This is a genomic window from Escherichia sp. E2661, assembly GCF_004745185.1.
GTDB lineage: Bacteria > Pseudomonadota > Gammaproteobacteria > Enterobacterales > Enterobacteriaceae > Escherichia.
Genome location: NZ_PDIG01000027.1, coordinates 55,850 through 62,230, shown reverse-complemented (window position 1 = coordinate 62,230; position 6,381 = coordinate 55,850). Strand labels below are relative to the sequence as shown.

The following is a 6,381-nucleotide window of genomic DNA, read 5'->3' as shown; positions in this document are numbered from 1 at the left end:
GCAGGCGGCAAATCACGAAGCCAGAAAACGATTATCTGCATTTACCCAGATTAAATAAAAAAACTCCGACGGTTGCGAGGTAACAAATTGCTGACAATGTGCTCGCTGTTTTATGCCGGATGCGGCGTGAACGCCTTATCCGGCCTACAAAATCGTGAAAATGCAATATATTGCAGAGGCGATGTAGGCCTGATAAGCGTAGCGCATCAGGCAATTTTGCATTTGCCAACAGTCATAACCCCGACAAATGCCGGGGTTATGTGAATACGCGTAACGCTTATTTTACCGGACGCATTGCCGGGAACAGAATAACGTCGCGGATGGTATGGCTGTTGGTGAACAGCATTACCATACGGTCGATACCAATTCCCAGACCAGCTGTCGGCGGCAAACCATGTTCCAGTGCGGTGACGTAATCTTCGTCGTAGAACATTGCTTCGTCGTCGCCTGCATCTTTCGCTGCAACCTGATCCAGGAAGCGCTGCGCCTGATCTTCGGCATCGTTCAGCTCGCTAAAGCCGTTACCGATTTCACGACCGCCAATGAAGAACTCAAAGCGGTCAGTGATTTCCGGGTTAACGTCGTTACGACGCGCCAGCGGAGAAACTTCTGCCGGATATTCAGTAATGAAGGTCGGCTGAATCAGATGTGCTTCTGCCACTTCTTCGAAGATCTCGGTAACGATACGGCCCAGACCCCAGCTCTTCTCTACGTGGATGCCGATAGATTCAGCAATCGCTTTCGCAGAGTCGAAGTTGTCCAGATCCGCCATGTCGGTTTCCGGGCGATATTTCTTGATCGCTTCACGCATGGTCAGTTTTTCGAACGGTTTACCGAAGTCCAGCTTCACGTCGCCGTAGGTCACTTCCGTCTTACCGAGAATATCCTGTGCCAGAGTACGGAACAGCGATTCGGTCAGCTCGATCAGATCTTTGTAATCCGCGTAAGCCATATAGAGTTCCATCATGGTGAACTCTGGGTTATGACGTACGGAAATACCTTCGTTACGGAAGTTACGGTTGATTTCGAATACACGCTCGAAGCCACCGACCACCAGACGCTTGAGGTACAGTTCCGGCGCGATACGCAGGTACATATCGAGATCCAGCGCGTTGTGATGGGTGATAAACGGACGTGCAGCGGCACCGCCAGGGATCACCTGCATCATCGGCGTTTCAACTTCCATAAAGCCGCGGTTCACCATGAACTGGCGAATACCAGAGAGGATCTGTGAGCGCACTTTAAAGGTGTTACGGGATTCATCGTTAGAGATGAGATCCAGATAACGCTGACGATAGCGCGCTTCCTGATCCTGCAAGCCGTGGAATTTATCCGGCAGCGGACGCAGTGCTTTGGTCAGCAGACGCAGCTCGGTACAGTGGATAGACAGTTCGCCGGTTTTGGTTTTGAACAGCTTACCTTTCGCGCCGAGGATGTCGCCGAGGTCCCATTTTTTGAACTGCTCGTTGTAAACGCCTTCCGGCAGATCGTCACGGGCAACGTACAGCTGAATGCGACCGCCAACGTCCTGCAGGGTAACGAAAGACGCTTTACCCATAATACGGCGGGTCATCATGCGGCCAGCAACGGCAACTTCGATGTTCAGCGCTTCCAGTTCTTCGTTCTCTTTACCGTCGAATTCTGCGTGCAATTGGTCAGAGGTATGATCGCGACGGAAATCGTTCGGGAAGGCAATCCCCTGCTCGCGCAGGTTCGCCAGCTTCTCACGACGCGTTTTCAGTTCATTGTTAAGATCGACTACCGCGTCAGCGCCCTGTGCGTTTTGTTCAGACATGTTGGTTCCTCATAACCCTGCTTTCAAACTTGCTTCGATAAATTGATCCAGGCTGCCGTCCAGCACGGCCTGCGTGTTGCGGGTTTCTACCCCGGTGCGCAGATCTTTAATGCGGGAGTCATCAAGGACATAAGAACGAATCTGGCTGCCCCAGCCGATGTCGGACTTGGTGTCTTCCATCGCCTGTTTCTCGGCATTCTTCTTCTGCATCTCCAGTTCATAAAGCTTCGCTTTCATCTGCTTCATGGCCTGGTCTTTGTTCTTGTGCTGGGAACGGTCGTTCTGGCACTGGGTCACGATCCCGGTCGGGATGTGAGTAATACGCACCGCAGATTCGGTACGGTTAACGTGCTGACCGCCCGCGCCGGATGCACGATAGACGTCGATGCGCAGATCAGCCGGGTTGATTTCGATATCAATATCATCATCAACTTCCGGGTAAACAAACGCGGAGCTGAATGACGTGTGGCGACGACCGCCGGAGTCAAACGGGCTCTTACGCACCAGGCGGTGAACGCCGGTTTCTGTACGCAGCCAGCCGTAAGCGTAATCGCCGGAAATTTTGATAGTCACGGATTTAATACCCGCCACTTCACCTTCCGACTCTTCGATGATTTCAGTTTTGAAACCGCGCGATTCCGCCCAGCGCAGATACATACGCTCAAGCATGCTCGCCCAGTCTTGCGCTTCCGTACCGCCAGACCCCGCCTGAATATCGAGGTAGCAGTCGGCGCTGTCATATTCGCCAGAGAACATACGGCGGAACTCAAGCTGCGCCAGTTTTTCTTCCAGGGCGTCGAGTTCAGCAACGGCTTCGTTAAAGGTTTCTTCGTCGTCAGCTTCTACAGCCAGTTCCAGCAGACCAGAAACATCTTCCAGCCCCTGTTTCATTTGGTCGAGGGTGTCGACAACGGCTTCGAGGGAGGAACGCTCTTTACCCAGCGCCTGTGCGCGTTCGGGTTCGTTCCAGACATCCGGCTGTTCCAGCTCGGCGTTTACTTCTTCCAGACGCTCTTTCTTGGCGTCGTAGTCAAAGATACCCCCTAAGAACGTCGGAGCGTTCCGTGAGGTCCTGAATGCGATTATTTACCGGATTAATTTCAAACATGGTCTGATTTCTTTTATTGAGCTAGTCAAAATGCGGTGATAAGAGCGGGATTGTACCGAATCCACGCTCTTTTTTATAGAGAAGATGACGCTAAATTGGCCAGATATTGTCGATGATAATTTGCAGGCTGCGGTTGCCACGAAACTCGTTGATATCGAGCTTGTACGCAAGTTGCACTTCGCGCACGCCGTTATCCGGCCAGAGGGCGGTATCGACATTAAAAGCAATACCATCCAGCAGTGGACCGCCGCCGACCGGTTCGACCATCACCTTCAAATGACGCTCGCCTACCAACCGCTGTTGCAGCAGGCGGAAATGACCATCAAACAGTGGTTCCGGGAACATCTGCCCCCACGGGCCAGCATCACGCAGCAGCTGCGCCACTTCCATGGTCATCTCTTCAGCGCTTAACGGGCCGTCGGAGACGACTTCACCCTGTAATAATGCGGGGTCCAGCCACTCGGTAACCAGTTCGCCAAAGCGTTGCTGAAAAAGTTCGAATTTATCCTCTTCCAGCGACAGGCCTGCCGCCATCGCATGGCCGCCAAACTTGAGCATCATGCCCGGATAGAGCGTGTCTAAGCGCTCCAGCGCATCGCGCATATGCAGCCCCTGAATGGAGCGTCCAGAACCTTTTAACGTACCGTCTCCCGCTGGCGCAAACGCAATAACCGGACGGTGAAAACGCTCTTTGATGCGCGAAGCCAGAATACCGACAACGCCCTGATGCCATTCAGGGTGATACATTGCCAGCCCGCCGGGTAGCGTGTCGCGACTTCGCTCCAGTTTCTCGCACAGAGTCAGCGCCTCAACCTGCATTCCCTGTTCAATCTCTTTGCGCGTCTGGTTTAGCGCATCGAGTTCATTTGCCAGCACACGCGCTTCGCCGATGTTGTCGCACAGCAACAGCGCTACTCCGACGGACATATCATCCAGTCGCCCGGCAGCATTGAGACGTGGCCCCAGCGCAAAACCTAAATCGCTGGCGGCGAGTTTTTGCGGATCGCGGTTTGCCACTTCCAGCAGAGCTTTAATCCCTGGGCGGCACTTCCCGGCGCGGATTCGGCTCATCCCCTGCCAGGTCAGGATACGGTTATTCGCATCCAGCGGCACCACGTCCGCCACCGTCCCGAGCGCCACCAGATCCAGCAATTCCGCCAGATTAGGGATTGCAATGCCACGGTCATCAAACCAGCCCTGATCGCGCAAAAAGGTGCGCAGCGCCAGCATCAGATAAAATGCGACGCCTACGCCTGCCAGTGACTTCGATGGAAAGTCGCAGTCACGCAAGTTAGGGTTAATAATGGCTTCCGCCGCGGGTAACGTATCGCCCGGCAAATGGTGATCGGTAACAATAACCGGAATGCCCAGCGTGCGAGCATGTTCAACGCCCGCGTGAGAGGAAATGCCGTTATCCACCGTCACAATCAACTGCGCGCCACGGGCATGCGCTTGCTCAACCACTTCCGGACTTAAGCCATAACCGTCTTCAAAACGGTTCGGCACCAGGAAGTCGATGTTGGCGCAGCCAAGCGAACGCATCGCCAGCACGCTAAGGGCGGTACTAGTGGCGCCGTCGGCGTCGAAATCTCCGACCACAATTATCCGCGTTCCTTCGCGAAAAGCGTTGTAAAGGATCTCAACGGCCTTTTCGACGCCGCTCAGTTGCTGCCAGGGCAGCATGCCTTTAACACCGCGTTCCAGTTCCTGCGCGCTACGCACGCCCCGGCTGGCGTATAAACGACGCAGCAAGGGCGGCAGATCAGCAGGCAGGTCTGCCGTTTCATCGATTTCACGGCGACGAAGTTTTATCTGTTGTTTCACGCGAATTATTTACCGCTGGTCATTTTTTGGTGTTCGTCGAGGAATTCTTTCATGTCTTTCGGCGGCTGGTAGCCCGGCACCAGAGTACCGTTGCTCAGCACAATTGCCGGAGTACCACTGACGCCAAGCTGGACGCCAAGCGCGTAATGGTTGGCAATATCCACGTCGCAACTGGCTGGCGCGACGCTTTTACCCGCCATCACATCATCAAACGCTTTGTTTTTATCTTTCGCACACCAGATGGCTTTCATTTGTTGCTCAGCCTGGCTCTCCAACCCCTGGCGCGGGAAAGCGAGATAACGCACGGTGATCCCCAGCGCGTTGTAGTCTGCCATCTGCTCATGCAGCTTGTGGCAGTAGCCACAAGTAATATCGGTGAACACGGTGATGACGTGTTTTTCCTGCGGCGCTTTATAAACAATCATATCTTTTTCAAGCGCGTTCAGTTGCTTTAACAGCATCTTATTGGTGACATTGACCGGAGCTGTGCCGCTAACGTCATACATTGGCCCCTGAATGATATGTTTACCATCATCGGTGATGTACAACACACCGCTGTTAGTCAGAACTGTCTTCATGCCAGCCACGGGTGCGGGCTGAATATCGCTGCTTTTGATGCCCATTTTGGCTAACGTTTGTTGAATTGCCGCGTCATCCGCCTGAACAAAGCCTGAAAACGCCGCCAACAAAGTAAACAACATAAAACCTTTCTTCATAAATCTTCCCGTTCTTTTCAGACATCACGCCCGTGGGTGATGCTGTTGATGAAGTTGCCGCAGACGCTCGGTAGCGACATGCGTATAAATTTGCGTGGTGGAGAGATCGCTATGGCCCAACAACATCTGCACCACGCGTAAGTCCGCACCATGATTTAACAAATGAGTGGCAAAGGCATGACGCAACACATGCGGTGACAGCTTTTCGCTATCGATACCCGCCAGCACGGCATAATGTTTAATGCGGTGCCAAAAGGTCTGGCGCGTCATCTGCTGAGCGCGCTGGCTGGGAAACAGCACGTCAATCGACACACCGTTCAATAGCCACGGACGCCCATGTTCCAGATAGTTTTCCAGCCAGTAGACTGCCTCTTCACCTAACGGCACAAGACGCTCTTTGTTGCCTTTACCAATGACCCGTACCACGCCCTGGCGCAGACTAATGTCGCTCATTGTCAGCCCAACCAGTTCCGAGACACGCAGCCCGGTAGCATACAGCACTTCGAGCATCGCTTTATCGCGAAGCTCCAGAGGCTGATCGACTAAAGGTGCCTGTAATAATCTTTCAACCTGCGCTTCGCTTAAATCTTTCGGCAAACGCTGGGGCAATTTCGGCGAAGCCAGATGCGCACTGGGATCGTCTTCACGAAACTTTTCGCGATAAAGATACTGGAACAATCGGCGCACCGCACTCAGCAAACGTGCTGAACTGGTGGCTTTATACCCGCCCTCCAGCCGTTCTGCCAGTAATGCCTGCAAATCGTCACTTTGTGCCGTTGCCAGCGTCAGCCCACGATGATGCAACCACTCCACCATCATTGACAGATCGCGACGGTATGCGTTCAACGTATTTTCGGCGAGATTTTTTTCCAGCCACAGGGCATCCAGAAACTGCTCGATGCGTGCCAGATCTTGTTTCACTTGCGCCCCTTATCGTT

The 6,381-nt window shown here is 53.5% G+C and carries 5 protein-coding genes and 1 pseudogene; 1 reads left to right on the top strand and 5 read right to left on the bottom strand.

The window, feature by feature from the left end; translation table 11 throughout:
* Nucleotides 1-114: 114 nt before the first annotated feature.
* A pseudogene (locus CRI63_RS24720) lies at nucleotides 115-213 on the top strand (hypothetical protein); the annotation flags it as partial.
* Nucleotides 214-277: 64 nt separating this feature from the next.
* Here CRI63_RS24720 and lysS read toward each other — a convergent pair.
* The 5 genes from lysS to xerD all read right to left on the bottom strand — a co-directional run bounded on the left by lysS (nucleotide 278) and on the right by xerD (nucleotide 6,364).
* Nucleotides 278-1,795, bottom strand: coding sequence for a lysine--tRNA ligase (gene lysS / locus CRI63_RS14240; RefSeq protein ID WP_135519884.1), 1,518 nt, complete (start codon nucleotides 1,793-1,795; stop codon nucleotides 278-280).
* A 9-nt stretch (nucleotides 1,796-1,804) separates the two neighbouring features.
* A protein-coding gene (gene prfB / locus CRI63_RS14235; RefSeq protein WP_096179399.1) for a peptide chain release factor 2 occupies nucleotides 1,805-2,903 on the bottom strand; the annotation gives its coding sequence in 2 pieces (ribosomal slippage) (nucleotides 1,805-2,827 and nucleotides 2,829-2,903; 1,098 coding nt in all).
* 90 nt (nucleotides 2,904-2,993) lie between these two features.
* A complete protein-coding gene (gene recJ, locus CRI63_RS14230) occupies nucleotides 2,994-4,727 on the bottom strand; it encodes a single-stranded-DNA-specific exonuclease RecJ (protein ID WP_135519883.1) in 1,734 nt (577 codons plus the stop codon).
* 5 nt (nucleotides 4,728-4,732) lie between these two features.
* Nucleotides 4,733-5,443, bottom strand: a complete 711-nt coding sequence (dsbC, locus tag CRI63_RS14225) for a bifunctional protein-disulfide isomerase/oxidoreductase DsbC (RefSeq protein ID WP_130207826.1) — start codon at nucleotides 5,441-5,443, stop codon at nucleotides 4,733-4,735.
* 24 nt (nucleotides 5,444-5,467) lie between these two features.
* Nucleotides 5,468-6,364: a site-specific tyrosine recombinase XerD gene (gene xerD / locus CRI63_RS14220; RefSeq protein WP_064529792.1), complete on the bottom strand. Its 897-nt coding sequence runs from the start codon at nucleotides 6,362-6,364 to the stop codon at nucleotides 5,468-5,470.
* Nucleotides 6,365-6,381 lie beyond the last annotated feature (17 nt).

Excerpts from the sequence above, each read along its gene's own strand:
- dsbC (WP_130207826.1), bottom strand. The coding sequence starts at position 5,443 with ATGAAGAAAGGTTTTATGTTGTTTACTTTGTTGGCGGCGTTTTCAGGC.
- lysS (WP_135519884.1), bottom strand. The coding sequence starts at position 1,795 with ATGTCTGAACAAAACGCACAGGGCGCTGACGCGGTAGTCGATCTTAAC.